The following is a 14,380-nucleotide window of genomic DNA, read 5'->3' as shown; positions in this document are numbered from 1 at the left end:
TGCCGGGAGGCGTGGCTCACGGCGATACTGGCGGAGGGGTCGTATTCTGCTGGGTCGAGTTCAGCGTTGCGCGATGTAGGCGTTCCAGTTCCGGGAGGAGAGTGCGGCCCAGCGGAGGGCGGTGGTCGTGGAGATGCCGAGCAGCTCTGCCAGGATGGGCGTCGGGATTTCGGCGGCGAGTTGGAACAGGGCTGCTTTGCGGGAGTTGTAGGGTTTGATGCCGCGGTCAACGAGTTGTCCGCGGATGTTTTCGGTGGCCAGGTGGTTGCCCGGGATCCCGCCCGGAAAGAGCCAGCGGCTGTTCCGGCTGGCGTAGGAGGCCTGGCCGCGCCGGTTCATGTGCTCGATGATGATCCGGTCGAGGGGTTCGGGCATGAGAATCGGCGTGCGCTCGAACGTGACGGTGACCTGGCCGTCGTCGGTGAGGGTGACTTGGTCCGCGTGCATGCGGCAGATCGTGGTCAGGGGCTGGGCGAACAGGAGCATGAACAGGCCGCCGATGCGGGTGTAATGGCGCATCGTTTGGTCGTGGAGCAGGGTCTGGACGTGGCCCCACCGTTCTTCCTCGCTCATCGTGACGGAGGAAAAGCGCCGGGGCTGCTTGGGGATACGCAGGCTGGTGTTGATGCCGCTGGTACGGACCCAGCCGATGAAGGCATGCTGTGATGTTTCGCTGCCTGGGTGGGTGATCAGGTAGCGTTCCAGATCGGCCTGGCCCATGCCGGTGAGCGTGGTGTCGTGGCGGGTCAGCCAGTCCAGGAATCGGGCCGCACCTTTGATCTGCGCACGGCCTTGCAGGACCATGGATTTGGTGAGTTCATCGCGCGCGGCCTTTTGCCGCAGGTGGCGCAGGACACGCCATTGGGCGAACCGCCGGACGATGTCCGCATCGGCTTTCGGGATGGTGTCCAGCTGGTCCTCAAGCCAGGGCAGCATCCGCTCGATCCTGGCCTCGTAGTGGGGGAGGACCCCGAGCGCGGTGAGGAAGTCGCGCAGGTAGTTGGTGGTCTTGTTCGAGGGCAGCAGTTGGAACGTTTTGTGGCTGATCTGCAGTTCGCCGGTCGCCATCCGGTGCAGGATTAGGGGTCCTTCGGAGCGGCGGAACCAGTAGAGCGTGGTCTGCGGGCGGTCCACGGTCATGAGCGCGTTGAACACCGGCTGCAGTTGCTGGTGGATCTGGGCGGTGTCCGGGTCGGTGAGCAGCTCGGTGGCACGCTCGGCGAGCGTGCAGGGGCCGCAGTTGCGCCCGTAGCAGTTGTCCTCCCGGCCGCAGCGCTGGCAGGAGTAGGTGGGCTTTTCTCCGGCACAGCCGGCGCAGATCTGCCTCTTCTGCCGGTCGTGGAACGCGAGCACCCGGTGTTGCTGGCAGCCCGGGCACGGCCCGGGGTTGCGTTGCAGCCGGGTGCGGCAGCCCTGGCAGATGTTTTTGCCTTGCACGCTGATGGCCGCGGGCCGGTTGATACCGCATCGCGAACACGGGGCGGGCGTCCGTGCGGGGCCGGTCACTGTGGCTCGTGGGGCCTGCGGATCCTCGCCCGGATCGGTCGGAGCTCACCGATGCCGGGCCCGGCCTCGCCGGCGACGTGGCGCAACTCGCGGACTTCCTCGATGCGGAACTCGAGCAGGTCAGCGGCGGTGCATCCGAGGATGTCGCAGAGCGCGGCGAGCAGCTCGATGTTGACCCGTTGCGGGGGCTTGGTCACCAACCGGTGGACGTATTGCCTGCTCAGGTGGACGTCCCGTTCTTCCAGCAGCGGGATCAGGTCGCTGGTCTGGAACAGGCCCTTGGCGGCCATGAGCTGGCGCAGGTTCCATTGCATGCTCAGTTTCCGTGCCATCTACGGCTCCTTTGTCGGGGTCGGGGTGTAAACGCGTTTCAATGCGGCCTGGAGGGCCTTGTTTTTGAAATCGTTGCTGACCGAGGTGTAGATCGCGGTGGTCGAGGCATAGGAATGGCCGACCTGTTCCTGGACGAAGCGTTCCGGGTAGCCAAACTCGATCAGATGCGTCACGTAGGAGTGCCGCAGGCAATGCAGCGTCAGCGCCTCATCCAGGCCTGCCTCGGCACGGAGCCGGCTGAACCGTTTGTCCAGGTGCTTGGCCGAGACCCGGCTCAGCCGCTCGCTCACCCAGAGCGCGGCATGGTTCCTCGGGCGCACGATCGGGCGGCCCTGCTCGACCCACTGCTTGAGACCCTCGATCGCCCAATCGAACTCGGGAACGGCCAGCACCGTGCGTCGCTTCGGGGTCCCGCCCTTGGACGATTTGCCGTGGCGGACGTGGATGGACCCGTAGGTTCCCCAGTGCGGCATGTGCGGATTCGGCCGCAGGTCCGCAACATCGAGCTGACACAACTCGTTGCGGCGCAACCCGAACGCGTAGGTCGTTTTGATCATCTGCGCATCCCGTAACGCGGCCAATGCGCCCTTGCGGCCCGAGCGTGCCACCTGCTCCACCCGGGTGTCCAGGAAATCGAACAGGTGCTGCAGCTCGTCATAGGTGAACGGACGCCGTTCCGGCCGGCCTTCGTAGTCATGCAGATGCGCGACGGTATTGAAGTCATGACATACCTGGGAGGGGATCTGCTCGAACCGGTCCGCGCATGCTTGGATCCACCCGTAGCGCCCGTCGATCAGATAGTCACAAAACAGCCGCAAGGTGAAGTGGTAGCCGCGAATCGTCGAGGGGGCCAGGCGGGCGCTGCCGGACATCAGCGAGACCGTGAAATCCTCGAGATCGCCGGCGGTCCACTCCCACGGATAGGAGCCGGAAAATTCCGTGAACCGCCGCAGCAACGCCATCCGGGGAGCAATCGTCGTATCTGCCAGCAAGCGGGACTTCTGCTGCCGCTCCCACCCGGTCAGCATCGCCTCGAACACGGCCATTTCCTCGTCAAGGTGGGTGATTCCGTCCACGAGGATCAACCGCGCCGATCCCGGAGCCTCGGTCACTCCTACCCCCAATGGTGTATACGTAAATCTTACGATGTCACCTTTAAGTTACCATGATCGAGGAAGGCCTATCACCGCGCGGGCCCCGCACCAGGACATAAGAGAATAGACCCCAGGCCCCGGTGCTGGGCTGTCACTTTTCCGTCTATAGGCGTGAGTCGGACCTTGGGTGCCAGAGGTGTGGCTGATGCGGAAGTATCTTCCGCGGGCCGAGGAGCGGGAATTGTGGTGCCGCTTGGCGACGTCTATTCACATTGGTGCGGGTGAGCCCGTCGAGGTGCGGGAGGGTGTTCGTGGGTGCCGCACCCGAATAGAACGCCGCGGCCCGGAACAAGCACAAGGTCTCCAGGACCGGCCTCGAGAACGCAACATCGCCGGCGAAAGCGTGGGTAGAATACACCCGCAACGCGGCTGCCCATGCGGACCTGCTACGGACGATTCCACGCGATGACCACGTGACCTGGGCGAAGGCCGCACGTGAAGTATTCGGAGCCTTGGCGCGCCGAGGGGCGCCCCTCGTTTTCAACGACGGAATTTACAGGACGCGGAGGAAGTCGCCGGGCTCCTGAGTGCACTGATCGAGTCGCTGTAGTGACAGGAGCTTCTTGAACATGAAATCGGGATTTTCCGAGACGCATTTGACCTGGGGAATGGGCAGTCGTTATCAGCGATGTGAGGCGGGCCACCCGCTACGTGAATCGTGCCGCTCAGCGCGCATTCGAGGGACAGCAAAGCGGCGCGCCGTCATTTGACGAAGCGATCATGAAGGACCTCAGGCCGCCATCGACAAAGGCAAGCACCGTGAACCGATCATTACCCGAGTGAAAGGCTACTAGCAGTCAGCGGCTGAATGTCTTCTGCGCTGGTCAGTGTCAGTTCCCATGATGACTCCAGATGCCGAAGTGGGCCGGCCATCATCACGGGAGTGAATTTGTCAGCCGACATGAGTGCGCGCGTGAGCGGGTTGACGAAGAGTGTTTCGACGATGGAGCCCACACCTCGGCCGCCGAAGGCGAGATTCTCGACGGCTTTTGCGTGTTGCTTGTCCACGTCGATGTCCATACCATCCCCTCCGCGCGCTTGAACCCGTGATGGATAATCAAAGATCGGCCGCTAGAGGCCTTTCCCGCCAGTGACGGGGAGAACTGCTCCCGAGATGTAGGAACCTTCGTCCGAAGCGAGAAGCACATAGGCCGGAGCCAATTCCGCTGGCTGCCCCGCCCGGCCGAGCGGCGTGTCCTGCCCGAACTCCGTAAGCTTGTCCGGCCACTCCGTCGCGGGAATCAGCGGCGTCCAAATGGGTCCGGGGGCCACTGCGTTCACCCTGATGCCCTTCGGTCCCAGCTCCTGGGCGAGCGCCTTGGTGAAGGCCACTTGCGCCGCTTTGGTCATGGCGTAGTCGATAAGTTCGGGTGAAGGGTTGAATGCCTGGATGGAGGCCGTGACAATGATCGATGCGCCCGGATTGAGGTGGGGGATTGCCGCGCGGGCAGTCCACATCAAGGAGTACAAATTGGTTTTGAAAACCCTGTCCATTTCCTCGCTCGGCAGGGTATCGAGGCTTTCCCGGTTTTTTTGGTACCCTGCGTTCAGCACCAAGGTGTCCAGCCGGCCAAGCTCGGCCACTGTGCGTTCGACCGTGGACTGGCAGAACTCTTCCGAACGGCCGTCACCCGGCAGGCACAAGGCTCGGGTCCCGGCCTCGTGGATCCAGCCTGCAGTGCTCCGCGCGTCTTCGGACTCTTCAGGCAGGTGCGTGAACGCGACGTCGGCACCTTCGCGGGCGAAGGCAATGCCAATAGCCGCTCCGATCCCGGAGTCGCCCCCTGTTATGAGGGCTGCCCTGCCCCTCAGGCGGCCATGGCCAGTGTACGAGAGTTCGCCGTGGTCAGGCAGGGGATCCATTGACGCGGTCAATCCCGGCTGCTTCTGTTCTTGCTGGGGAAAAGATCCTGTGTAATAGCCGGAACGGGGATCCCTCGGTGGAAAAAGCTGGGCACTACCTGGTTGTTCCGCTTCGCTTTGCTGCGGTTCTGACTGGTACATGATCACCTACTTCGTCGGTCCTTCGACGCTTGCGTGAGCCTGCTACCTCATCGAAATTAGTAGCCCGGATGGTCCCTTGTCCATGGATTCCAGGAAATTGATCAGCAAACTTACGATATTGATCGAAACGGCCTGGGCTAGCGCGGATTTCGGTCAGCGAACTACGGTTCCGGGTTTTTGGACGCCTTGCCCGATGCGTGTTCCCGCTTTGGCTTTTTACGCCGGGGTGACCAGGAAAGCAGGGGGTATATGAGTACGAGCGCGGCGAGAGCGGCAAGAATGCTGCCGCCGGCGGCGAGGCCTGCTTCGGGGTCCACGGCAACGCTGAAGATCAGTCCGGCGCATCCTGCGATCAGGAGGGATACGCACGCTACGACGGTCTTGACGATCATGTCCCCTGCAGCGACCAACCGGTCTTTGACGTGGTGTTGGAAAAGTCGCCGGTGCAGACTGACGGGAACCAGCATGAGGCCTGTGGTCATGGTCGCCAGAACGACCAGCAGGAGAAACCACCACTTCTGCGCCTCGGTCAGGGTGCCGAATCTCTGCTGGAACGGCAGGGTCTGCAGGAAGCCGCCGATAATTTGGACCCCCGTCTGGAGGACGCGCATTTCTTGGAGCAGCTCATTCTAGTTGCGGTCCATCCGTTGGTCCTCGGACTCGTGCCTGGTGTCGGCCTCCGGCCCGGGGAGCGGCGGATCTTCCGGTCGGCTCACGACGGCCGAGGCAGTTCGCAGCCGGCTACAGGGTTCAGTCCCATGTAGTTGAGCGGACCGGCAATAATGTTCAAGGAGATTGTCGCGAACTGGGAGCATTGTGCGGGGACTGCGTTGAAGTAGCCGCGCTGGCCGGCGGCTACCGCTCCAATGATGAGCCAGATCACCATGATCAGCCCGAAAATCGACCCGAATCGCATGGCCATCGACCAACCTCTCATCGATTCCGAATATCATCAGCTTACTTATTCAGTGGCGTCGACCATAGGCTGGCCGGGTGGAAACTCATGTAGGTACCTCAGGGTGGAGTTACGACCACTGGACCGACGTGCTCTATCCCGCCGGCACTTCCTCGCGCGACCGCCTCGGCTACTACGTGCAGCAATTCGACACCGTTGAACTCAACGCGAGTTTCTATCGTTGGCCGCGCGATGCATCGTTCGCCAGCTGGCGACGCCGGCTACCCGAAGGCTTTGTGTTTTCGGTCAAAGCGCCCCGTGGGCTCACACACGGCAAACGTCTCTATGCCCCCGAAGCCTGGATCGGCAGGATTACTTCGGCGTGGCATGAACTCGGGGACAGGCGCGGAGTCCTGCTGGTCCAGCTTCCGCCGGGAATGGAGCGCGACGACGACCGGCTGGCCTATTTCCTTGACCTCCTCCCTGCGTGGATGAAGGTCTCCGTCGAATTCCGCCATCACAGCTGGTATCACGAGGCTGTCTACGAACTGCTCGAAAGGCACCAAACGGCCTACTGCATCATGAGCGGAGCGGATCTCCCGTGCGTGCTGAGGGCCACGGCGCCATTTGTCTACATCAGGATGCATGGGCCGGATCACCAGCACCTATACGCAGGCTCATACTCCGAGCAGGACCTGCGCTGGTGGGCGGAGCGAATTGTGGAATGGGAGGCGGCGGGTAAGGAGGTCTTCGTCTATTTCAATAACGACGGCGGCGGCAATGCGGTCCGTAACGCCCACACCCTCCGCTCGTTCCTCGGCAACCACTAGGGGAGATTGCCAAGGATGCCGACATCCCCGTCCTGTACATGGACGAGGGCTTCGGGCCGCACATGGACCGCGGCTTCGAGTCCGTGTCTACGGCTCTGGAACACAGCGGTCTGGCCCTGGAACGGGGAGGGATTCCGGGCCCCAATCGCGCGAGCCGGCACGGCAAATCCTCGGTCTTGAACCGGAATGGGTCCCCGCCGTCAAGAGAGAATGCCCGGCTTGAATCGAGCGGGTACAGCCTTGAGCGGATATCAGAGCCCAAGCAGTTCCCAGATGCCCCTGGCTGCTGCGGCGATTGAACCGATATAGGCCAGGAGGACCATGAGCCGCCTCGCCGATTTCGCGGGCATTCGTTTGGCGAGGGCTTCGCCAGCGAAGAGTCCAAGGACGATGGCGGCGGCCATCGACACCCATATCCATGGCGGCAGTTGCGGCATCGAGGCACTCCACGCAGACGGACTGTATGTAGACAGAGACTTGGAACTACCCGTGAAAAGAGCCTTGATCCGGGCCGCTGACCATGTAGTCGTTGTCGCGACAAGCGGCAAGATGAACCACCTGGCAATCGTCCATCTGATGGATTTCGATGCCGTCGACACCCTTGTCACCGATTCGCCCCTGCCCCCGGCGATTGCAAAAGCACTTGCCAGGGCCAATGTCCGCGTCGTCACGGCTGATCAGGCCGGCTTGAACGGCCATAAGCCACCCCCATAGCCAAGGAATTTCGCGACTCTTCCTTGGACCTGCCATCCCGTAGTCCGGAATTTCAGCACCTTGCCAAGAGGCTGGGCTGCCAAAGTGGGACTCATCACCGCACGGGGGACTGTCCGATAAACAATGAAGATGGAGTTGCGGCTCCGGCCGCAACTCCATCTTCATTGACGGTCCGGCCGGCGGCAATCATCAGTGTCGGGTCAGGCTGGCCGGCACGGCTTCCGGGGGAGTTCTCCAGTCAGGGCCGGTGAAGTCTGAGACAAGTTTGGCTTATTCTCCGGTCCTTGCGGTGGTGTCGTTGTATTTGCCGTCGAGTACGTCTTCGAACATGACCGTTTCCCCAATGGTTGAGGAGATTTACACGGCGCGGACTGTGGCCAGGGCATGAACGACTGCTAGCAGCAATACCGCACAGATGCGCACGGCGCGTAAGAATGATGGCATTACTGTCCCCCAATTTCATTTGTGTGATGAGTTGCGATATTTGCTGTGGTTCAGTGACTCTTGAATCCCAGGGTGTCCGGGCCGCTGAGCCATGTCAGTGTCCCGCTGGCATACGCCAGCTTGATCGGGCGCCTGAGAAACTCCAGGACCCAAGCTTCCTGTGAAGCGGGTTCGCCCGGGCACGACATGGCGCCGACGGCGATACTCCGGACCTGCAGAATGTTCCCAGTGATGGATGCAGCCCCACTCAGTGGGGCGCACGGGGTTGTGACGGTCAGATACAGGGAGCCGGAAACGGATTCGAGCCTGGCCGTGATGCTGCCGGAACCGGCCCAGGCTACATCCTGGCGGCCGGACGCACCGCGGACGCTGGAATATAATCCACACGGTGTCGAGGGCAGGAACTCGGCACACTCGACAGTCGGCTGGGTAGAGCCTCGGGACGAAGGACCCGGCATGGGCGTGGTGCTTGCCGGACGGGACAAGTAGGTCACCGGCGGCGTGGTGCTTGCCGGAGGGAATGAAGTTATGGGAGGGAATGTCGACGGCCCGTAAGGGACAGGCGCACAGGACGTCAGGAGAATGCAGAGCAACGGCACTGCGATAACGCCAAACCGCTTTCGCATGATTTACATGGCCCCCGTGGACCTCAGATTTACGGCATAAGTGTGGTGCGTCAAATCGATAGAGCCAAGGAACTGCGCTCAGGGTAGCTGTCCGGAGGGAAAGTGCACAAGGAATCAACGTTCCCGGAGGTATTGACGTGAGGCAACAGGGGGCCGATAAGGAACCCCCGCGCGAGTCGGGAGGACTCCAGCGCAGGGGTTCCCGGCTGCTGCGCAAAGGGGGGATATGCGAAGCCGCCGGGAACAACCGCACGCCACCACGGGCGCCATCAACCCCGTCCCTTGCGGGGGCCGGCCACGGGAGCGTGCCGGACCGATCGGTGAGCAGGGGCTCCGGACTGCTGGCTGCGACGCCCTCCGCAGCGGGTGCGCATGAGATAAGACCAGGGCCTGCGTCGTGACGGGGTTCGGGCGCAAAGCGGGAATCATTGACACGGGAGGAGCGCAGGCGTTCGATGATCGCAGAGGGTCACACCTGTCGATGAGGAAGGACCGTCCATGCGGGTGGTGAAGAACCCTAAACCGGTGTCCGTGATGATCGGCGGTGGTGTCGTGTTGGCCGGATGCTTGGGCATGTGGCATGCGGCCGTGCTTTCGAGCGGACCACAGGACGGCAGGAATATCGGGTTTTCTTTCTTCTTCGCAGTCTTTGCCTTGGTCCGAGGCGTCGTCATACTGTCCTGGGAGCGACGGTCACAGCCCACGACCTTGCTCCGAATACAGGCCGCGGACACCCTTCCCGGACTCCTGCCTCTGGCCGTGTTCGCATCCACCCTTCTGTCCGTGCCCGAGCTCGCAGATCCTGCCCGTCCGTACCTGTGGATGGCCGGTCTGGTTCTGGCGTCGGCCGGCATTTCAGCAGCGCCGGCAGAACAGGCGGCGGCCTCGGAGATCCCGCCCCTGCGTCCCGGACGTTATCTGGACTGGCTCAGATGGCAGAACTTCGGCGCCAGTACCTTGCTACTCTCGATTTTCTATACAGCCATGTTCTTTACCTATCCACGGCGATCTGACGCCTTCACACCGCTGATCATCGTCCTGGCCCTTGCCCAAGCGACCGTGAGCGTCTGGCGCATCATAGAACACCGCCAGCTTGCAAAGGCCGGGGTGCACCTGTCCGGTCTGCAGATCAGCTGGTTGAGAGTGATCCATATCAAGCGCGGACATGAAGCGGCCGTGAGGGAGTTACGCACCATGTATCCCAAGATCAGCCCCCTGGACGCCGACATCGTCATCGAAAACCTCTACCGCACGGAGGAAGCGCCAGGCCGCCAGTGAGTATCTGCAAGGAAATTCCGGTCACTTACCCTATGAATCGTCATGACGTTGGCCCTGCAACGTCAATGGACCGACAAAGAGGTCTGGCTCGGATCGAGGCCGAAATCGTCTGCACTGGATCCCGCGGAATTACGGGGCGCGTGCAGAGGAACATCGGGTTGTCAGAAGTCCAGTGCAGGCGCCTGTGCCTGGCAAGCAGGGCACTGGACCCGACGGGCAACGGAAGGGCACGATGGGCCGCACGGGGAAGCCGGCACTGAATGCCTGCGCCATCACCTTCGACGGAGAATCAACTAAATGCCAACCGCTGATCCGGCGGACACTCCCAAGGCGGCGGGGTCGGAAGTGGGGATTGGGTGCTGGGGGCGGTGTTGGGGCGGATTTATCGTTGCCAGCGGCGGCGGTGTGGAGGCATGATGCGTTTATGAGTGCTGTTCTGGATGGTTTTCGGGGAACGGTTTTAGTGCCTGGGGATCCTGATTATGCGGAGGCGCGGCGGATTTGGAATGGCGCGATTGACCGGCGGCCTGCCCTGATCGCGCGTTGCGGCGGGGTGGAGGACCCTGCGTTGGCGTTGGCGTATGCGCGCCGGGAGGGTCTGTCGGTGGCTGTCAGGGGTGGCGGGCACAACGTTTCGGGCTCGGCTTTGTGTGAGGGCGGGGTGGTGATCGATTTCTCGGCGTTGCGTGGTGTTGAGGTCGACCCGGGTGCCCGTGTAGCGCGGGTCCGGCCGGGAGCGTTGTGGAGTGATGTTGACGCTGCCACGCAGGCGCATGGTCTGGTTACGCCTGGCGGGATCGTGACGCACACGGGCGTTGCCGGGCTGACCGTGGGTGGGGGGTTCGGCTGGCTCAGCCGCCGGTGGGGCCTGACGTCGGATAACCTGCTCTCGGTGCGGATGCTGTTGGCGGACGGGAGCCGGGTCCGTGTGGCGGCGGATGAGAATGCGGATCTTTTTGGGCGGTCCGGGGTGGGGGCGGGAACTTCGGGATTGTGACCGAGTTCGAGTTCGGACTCCACCAACTGGGCAGGACGGTGCTGGCCGGGCCGATCCTGTTCAGGGCCGAACAGGCGCGTGAGGTGCTTTCCTTCTATCGTGAGTTCATTGCCGGGGCGCCGGAGGAGCTCGCGGTGTACTTGAACCTGCGGACCGCTCCGGCGCTGGAGTGGGTTCCCGAGGACCTGCGCGGAACCGATGTCCTGCTCGTGATTCCGTGTTATTCCGGTGACCTTGATGAGGGAGAGGCGTTGTTGCGGCCGCTTCGGAGCTTCGGGCCTCCCGCGGCGGATCTGGTCAGGCGTAAACCGTATGTGGAGCATCAGTCGATGTTCGACGCCGGGGTGCCGCACCACTGGGGTTATTACTGGAAGTCGCACTACCTTCCCCCGTTGAGCGATGACGCGATTGAGGTTCTGATCGAGCGTTCCTGGGCCAAGAATTCGCCCGCGTCCTACACGCTGCTTTTTCATATGGGCGGTGCCATGGCCGACGGGCCTGGGGGCGGCTCTGCGGCATCGGGCAGGGACGCGGCGCATGCGATGAACATCAACGCTGCGTGGCCGGCAGGGGGTCCGGATCATGCTGACATTTCCTGGTGCCGGGAGTACTTCGCCGCGATGGAACCGCACGCCACCGGCGGCGTGTATGTGAACTTTTTGCACAATGACGAGGGGGAGGCCCGGATCCGGGCTGCCTACGGCAAGGGCTACGTGCGGTTGGCGCAGATCAAGGCCGACTACGACCCTGGCAATGTTTTCAGCTCCAACCAGAACATCAAACCCTCCACCGGCCAGCCGGCTGGCTGATCCTTCCTGGCCGGTCCGGTTCTAGCTAGCTTGTTGCAATGGCCTGGGCGGTGAGGAATTCGAGGATCGCCGTGTTGACGGCGGCGGGGTTTACCTCGTGCATGAGGTGGGAGGCACGGGGTATGCGGATTGTCTGCGCGTTCGGTAGCAGGTCGTTGAGCCGCTCGGTCAGGCGGTGCAGGAAAGCCGGGCTTTGCTCTCCGGTGAGCAGGAGCACGGGGATGGTGACTTCCCGGACGTCCTGATCGTGGAGGGGCGGAAAACCGGCACCCAGCATCTGGGCTTTCAGGGCACCAAGATTTTCCCTCATCTGTTGCTGGCGGGGCGCCGGGACGCCATCGAGGCCTTTTTTGCCGAGGACTCCGTTGACGAACAGACGCATGGCTTCCTCGTCGTTGTCGTTGCGGAAAGCTTTCTGCACCCGGGCGATCCTGGTTCCGAAACCGAGGATGCTTGCAAGAGTCCGGGGTTTGCGGGCGAGCCGGAGGAGTTCGGCCGGCCGAGGGGGTGTGCTGACATACAGGGGAAGGACCGGCGGCTCTTCAAGCACCAGGTTTGCCACGAGGCCGGGGTGGCCGATCGCGGTGAGAAGGCAGATGAAGGCGCCCCAGGAGTTCCCGACCAGTGTCGCCGGGCCGCCGTCCAGGCCCTGAAGGATTGCGGCAAGATCATCCGCATGCGGGAACATCTGGTCATCGGCCCCCGCGGGGACGTCATCATTGGGACGCGCATAGCGGCGGCTATAACTGATCGTGCGGTACGAGGCGCTGATTGCCTGGAGCTGCTTTTCCCAGGTGCGCAGGTCGCTCAGACCCCCGTGCACGAATACGACAGGCGTCCCGTCGGCGCCCTTTTCGCGGTAGGCGAGCGTTGTATCGGCCAGCGTGAAGTGCCCGGTGACTTCGAACGGATCCCCTGCCATGTTCATAGTATGGGCTCGCGGCGGGGTCTCTGTCAGCAGGGCGGACGAGGCTCACCCTAAGTGCTCGCGAAGCGGGCGCATGCCTGACCTTAGCTGAGTGCGGTCTTGCAAGGGTCGTTGACCGGACGTGATGGCGCTCGGCACTCTTGCTTTGCACTCACCACCGGAGCGCAGTTATCCGCCGTGCAGGCGTTGATGCCACTGGTCAGGGCCAAGTAATTGGGCAGGCTCGGGTGGGTGAATTCCTTGTAGTTGCCGTCCAGCGCGCACAATCGGTGGCCAACTGGTTGACGTATGCAGGCAACGGTCTGCGGGGCTGTGCATCCGGCCATGAACAGTCCAAGTGCAAAAGAATCCAGATGGCAGCACAGATGATCGCACTTCCTCCCGATCCCGATGTTAGCCGCAGGAGCCGCAACCTGCCATGACTTCTTGGCTTTTCACAGTTCAGGCCGATGTTGCGGACCGGAATTCGAACGACCGAGAGCATTGGCAGGAGGCGGCAATCGTGTCGGCGGCGATATCCCGTTTGTGCCCGTTGGCCCTCTTGTCCGCGTTGTGGCTGCGGCTGTCCGCTCCGGGGGTCAGGCATGTCGCTTCAAATCAGTAACGTCAATTGGCTTCGTTTCGTTTGCGACAAGTTGAATAATTGAACTGCAGTCTGGGGGCTTCGCATAGGAGGGCCGATGAAATGTCACGCATCAAGAAGAAACCCTTCCTTCTGGCGCTGGCCGGGACGTCCCTCCTGATTCTTCTCGGGGCATGCGTGCCACCGGACTACAATGCCCCGGCGGGCGTTGATCCATGCAGTCGACTCACGGCTGCCTCAGTCAAGACCGCGTTCGGTTTGGACACCCATGTGGCCGACGGTTATGGAAGACTCCCCGCACCTCCGGCTCAAGGGCCGTCTGGCTGCATTTTCACTGCCGACACGCAGCTGCCAGGATCGGCGTACGCGTGGACGTACCAACTCCACCCCCTCTCCCTGGATCCCGGGCATCCGCCTGCGGGTGGAATGCCTGACCCGGGAAAGGCGATTGGCACTCCGGTGTCCGGGCTTGGAGACAGCGCGGTCCTCCGTGAGCTGCACATGCCCCCGCCGGTGACGCTTCCTCCTCGGACCGGTGAATCCTTGCCGTCACCAAGGGTATCGATGCCGCAGACGAGCATGCTCTTGGTGGTATGGAAAGGTTCCTGGGTCTATGAGTTTAAACTGGACTACACGACGGACGCGCCCGGCGGGTTGTCTTCGGACCAGGCAAATAAAGGACTCGTCGAGGTGGCACGGGCCAGCGGCCTCTGAGAGTCTGTTGCCAAGCGTTGGAAGTAGGCCGTGAGCATCACAGCACAGATAGTCGTTGGATATACGGGCCAGACCTCTGGGGAAGAAGACCATGAATTATGTCTGCACGCGGTGCAATAGTCTTGTTGTCAACAAGTGGGTTGAACTTCCCGCTATGGGAATGATGGCGGCCAACGGAACGCACATTCCCTATTTGTGCACCAACGGAGAGTGCGACTATTCCACCCCTGGGTACCCCAAGCCTCCGAATTGGGCCAGGGAGGGTTAGGACCAAGATCAGTAAAAACCACGGAATCCAAGGGCTATTCCCAAGCCTGTGGCGCCCCGAGGACGAACGAAGTACCGGAGGTGGCCCGCGCGGTGTCAATTTGCCACTCGATGTAAGTAAGAACGAGTGGGTCGACAGAGTGGCGTTTCCCGGAAATAGGTATCGCCCACTCGTGCCGTGCTGGTCCCGGACGCGTACACTCCGGTCATGGCTCTTGTCCCGGCCGGCGCCAGCTCGCTGAGCGGCCGATCGCCTGCAGACCCGTGCCTGCAGGCGCTCTAGGAATCGCATATTCCA

Annotated in this window: 16 protein-coding genes; 6 read left to right on the top strand and 10 right to left on the bottom strand. The window is 62.4% G+C overall.

Annotated elements, in window-relative coordinates; genetic code table 11:
* Positions 1–60 precede the first annotated feature (60 nt).
* The 7 genes from OW521_RS05080 to OW521_RS05050 all read right to left on the bottom strand — a co-directional run bounded on the left by OW521_RS05080 (position 61) and on the right by OW521_RS05050 (position 5,919).
* On the bottom strand, positions 61–1,437 hold the full coding sequence (locus OW521_RS05080; RefSeq protein ID WP_268020850.1) for a hypothetical protein: 1,377 nt from the start codon (positions 1,435–1,437) through the stop codon (positions 61–63).
* Between the two features lie 65 nt (positions 1,438–1,502).
* Positions 1,503–1,838, bottom strand: a complete 336-nt coding sequence (locus OW521_RS05075; protein ID WP_268020851.1) for a helix-turn-helix domain-containing protein — start codon at positions 1,836–1,838, stop codon at positions 1,503–1,505.
* On the bottom strand, positions 1,839–2,885 hold the full coding sequence (locus tag OW521_RS05070; RefSeq protein WP_268025690.1) for a tyrosine-type recombinase/integrase: 1,047 nt from the start codon (positions 2,883–2,885) through the stop codon (positions 1,839–1,841). It lies immediately after the preceding gene.
* 879 nt (positions 2,886–3,764) lie between these two features.
* Positions 3,765–4,013 (bottom strand): hypothetical protein, encoded by a 249-nt coding sequence (locus tag OW521_RS05065; RefSeq protein ID WP_268023487.1) that lies wholly within the window; start codon positions 4,011–4,013, stop codon positions 3,765–3,767.
* 51 nt (positions 4,014–4,064) lie between these two features.
* On the bottom strand, positions 4,065–4,997 hold the full coding sequence (locus tag OW521_RS05060) for an SDR family oxidoreductase (RefSeq protein WP_268023485.1): 933 nt from the start codon (positions 4,995–4,997) through the stop codon (positions 4,065–4,067).
* A gap of 161 nt (positions 4,998–5,158) precedes the next feature.
* Positions 5,159–5,608: a DUF6328 family protein gene (locus OW521_RS05055; protein WP_268023483.1), complete on the bottom strand. Its 450-nt coding sequence runs from the start codon at positions 5,606–5,608 to the stop codon at positions 5,159–5,161.
* Between the two features lie 101 nt (positions 5,609–5,709).
* On the bottom strand, positions 5,710–5,919 hold the full coding sequence (locus tag OW521_RS05050) for a hypothetical protein (protein WP_268023481.1): 210 nt from the start codon (positions 5,917–5,919) through the stop codon (positions 5,710–5,712).
* 71 nt (positions 5,920–5,990) lie between these two features.
* On the opposite strand from OW521_RS05050, the gene OW521_RS05045 reads away from it, so the two are divergent.
* A complete protein-coding gene (locus OW521_RS05045) occupies positions 5,991–6,722 on the top strand; it encodes a DUF72 domain-containing protein (protein WP_268023479.1) in 732 nt (243 codons plus the stop codon).
* 251 nt (positions 6,723–6,973) lie between these two features.
* Here OW521_RS05045 and OW521_RS05040 read toward each other — a convergent pair whose 3' ends face one another.
* Positions 6,974–7,132 carry a hypothetical protein gene (locus tag OW521_RS05040; RefSeq protein WP_268026134.1) on the bottom strand — a complete coding sequence of 53 codons (159 nt, stop codon included), beginning with the start codon at positions 7,130–7,132 and terminating at the stop codon, positions 6,974–6,976.
* On the opposite strand from OW521_RS05040, the gene OW521_RS05035 reads away from it, so the two are divergent.
* Positions 7,113–7,436: a hypothetical protein gene (locus OW521_RS05035; RefSeq protein ID WP_268023478.1), complete on the top strand. Its 324-nt coding sequence runs from the start codon at positions 7,113–7,115 to the stop codon at positions 7,434–7,436. The two genes, OW521_RS05040 and OW521_RS05035, sit on opposite strands and share 20 nt — an antisense overlap.
* Positions 7,437–7,930: 494 nt before the next feature.
* On the opposite strand, the gene OW521_RS05030 is transcribed toward OW521_RS05035, so the two are convergent.
* A complete protein-coding gene (locus OW521_RS05030) occupies positions 7,931–8,338 on the bottom strand; it encodes an META domain-containing protein (protein ID WP_268023477.1) in 408 nt (135 codons plus the stop codon).
* 666 nt (positions 8,339–9,004) lie between these two features.
* Between OW521_RS05030 and OW521_RS05025 the strand changes: the two genes are divergently transcribed.
* The 3 genes from OW521_RS05025 to OW521_RS05015 all read left to right on the top strand — a co-directional run bounded on the left by OW521_RS05025 (position 9,005) and on the right by OW521_RS05015 (position 11,590).
* Positions 9,005–9,784 carry a hypothetical protein gene (locus OW521_RS05025; RefSeq protein ID WP_268023476.1) on the top strand — a complete coding sequence of 260 codons (780 nt, stop codon included), beginning with the start codon at positions 9,005–9,007 and terminating at the stop codon, positions 9,782–9,784.
* A gap of 232 nt (positions 9,785–10,016) precedes the next feature.
* Entirely contained in the window at positions 10,017–10,781 is a 765-nt protein-coding gene (locus tag OW521_RS05020) for an FAD-binding oxidoreductase (protein ID WP_326494034.1), read from the top strand.
* The gene (locus OW521_RS05015; RefSeq protein WP_268023474.1) at positions 10,778–11,590 is read left to right on the top strand and encodes a BBE domain-containing protein; all 813 of its coding nucleotides are present in this window, start codon (positions 10,778–10,780) and stop codon (positions 11,588–11,590) included. Before OW521_RS05020 ends, OW521_RS05015 begins: the two co-directional genes overlap by 4 nt.
* A gap of 25 nt (positions 11,591–11,615) precedes the next feature.
* Here the strand turns inward: OW521_RS05015 and OW521_RS05010 are convergent, their stop codons facing one another.
* A complete protein-coding gene (locus tag OW521_RS05010) occupies positions 11,616–12,518 on the bottom strand; it encodes an alpha/beta fold hydrolase (protein WP_268023473.1) in 903 nt (300 codons plus the stop codon).
* A 685-nt stretch (positions 12,519–13,203) separates the two neighbouring features.
* Here OW521_RS05010 and OW521_RS05005 point away from each other — a divergent pair.
* Entirely contained in the window at positions 13,204–13,815 is a 612-nt protein-coding gene (locus OW521_RS05005) for a hypothetical protein (RefSeq protein ID WP_268023472.1), read from the top strand.
* The last annotated feature ends 565 nt before the right edge of the window (positions 13,816–14,380 follow it).

The organism is Arthrobacter sp. MMS18-M83, assembly GCF_026683955.1.
Classification (GTDB): Bacteria; Actinomycetota; Actinomycetes; order Actinomycetales; family Micrococcaceae; genus Arthrobacter.
The sequence above is the reverse complement of the archived record's forward strand: the minus strand, read 5'-3'. Positions and strand labels throughout refer to the sequence as shown.